The sequence below is a fragment of the Anaeromassilibacillus sp. An200 genome, from assembly GCF_002160025.1.
Classification (GTDB): domain Bacteria; phylum Bacillota; class Clostridia; order Oscillospirales; family Acutalibacteraceae; genus Caccousia; species Caccousia stercoris.
In genome coordinates this window covers 1-1,311 of sequence record NZ_NFJU01000124.1, presented here as the reverse complement: position 1 = coordinate 1,311, position 1,311 = coordinate 1, and the positions used below count along the sequence as shown (strand labels likewise).

The window sequence follows — 1,311 nt, the reverse complement described above, 5'->3', positions numbered from 1 at the left end:
GTATCACTTTGGCCGGTATGCTGGCTGCATCCATGTGTGCTCCGGTTTCCGCAGCCTGGGATGACCCCGAATACTACTACGATTATTATGTACAGGCGGAGGAATTCCCTTATTTTTACCCGGAATCTACCGCCATCATCTACCATGACGGCCACGGGAACTTTACGACGTCCGGAAGCGGAATCATTTCCTCTGAGGACGGCGTGATTACCGTCATTCCCCCCAGCACCGGCAATACGGATGGTACAGTGACGGACAACAACGGGTATCCCGTTGCCCCTCCTGGCTGGCAGGGCAGCGGAACCAGTGGAGGCGGCAGCTACACAGACAGCTCTATCCTCCAATATAACGGCGTCCTGGGACGGTTGAACATCAAAGGACGAAATATTACAGTCTATGAAGGGACGGATGATACCACCCTTTTATATGGCGCTGGCCATTTTACCGGAACCAGCGCATGGGATGGCAACGTCTGTCTTGCCGGACACAATCGCGGGCCGAACGCCTGGTTTTCCCAGCTGATTTCGCTGAATTACGGCGACATTATCACTTACAGCACGGCCCTGGGTGTGAGGACGTATCAAGTGACCGGAACACGCATTGTTTCCGTCAATGATCTCTCACCGCTCAACGGCTCCACGGAAAACTTGCTGACGCTGGTGACGTGTCTTGCCAATCAGCCCTCCGTTCGTTTGATTGTGACGGCGCGGGAAATCGGATGAAAGTTTCCATGGGATTCTTCAAAAGCGCAAAATTTTGTGATAGACTAAAGATGAAACAGTGAGGTGATGAACATGGATATGGAAGCTTCCGTGGCGGCAGGGCTGCGGGCGGCGGGAGAGAAGGCCCGGATGGACGCATCCTGCAAACGGCTGCTCTCGGAAAAGCGGATCCTGGCATGGATCATGAAAAGCTGCCTGGAGGAATACCGGGACTGCACGCCGCAGGAAATTGCGGAACAGTATATCGAAGGGACGCCCCAGGTGGGAGAGGAGCCGGTCTATCCGGATGAAGCGCCCCGCATCCACGGGATGAGCAATGAGGACAGCTCCATGCATGAAGGAACCGTGGTTTACGACGTGCGCTTCACGGCGCTGGCCCCCTCCACCGGAGAGCCGATCCGGCTGATTATCAATCTCGAAGCGCAGAACAGCTATCATCCAGGATATCCCATTGTGACGCGCGCCCTGTACTACTGCTGCCGGTTGATTTCTTCGCAGTATGGCAGGGAATTCACGCATGGCCAATACGATAAGATCAAGAAGGTGTATTCCATCTGGATCTGTTCCGAAGTGCCGGAAAACAGGAAAA

At 54.5% G+C, this 1,311-nt stretch carries 1 protein-coding gene and 1 pseudogene; both read left to right on the top strand.

Going from position 1 to position 1,311, the window contains the following annotated elements; translation table 11 throughout:
• On the top strand, positions 1-722 hold a 722-nt coding region (locus B5F35_RS18165), incomplete at its 5' end, for a sortase (protein WP_140401301.1).
• 72 nt (positions 723-794) lie between these two features.
• Positions 795-1,311 (top strand): annotated as a pseudogene (locus B5F35_RS18160) (hypothetical protein); the annotation flags it as partial.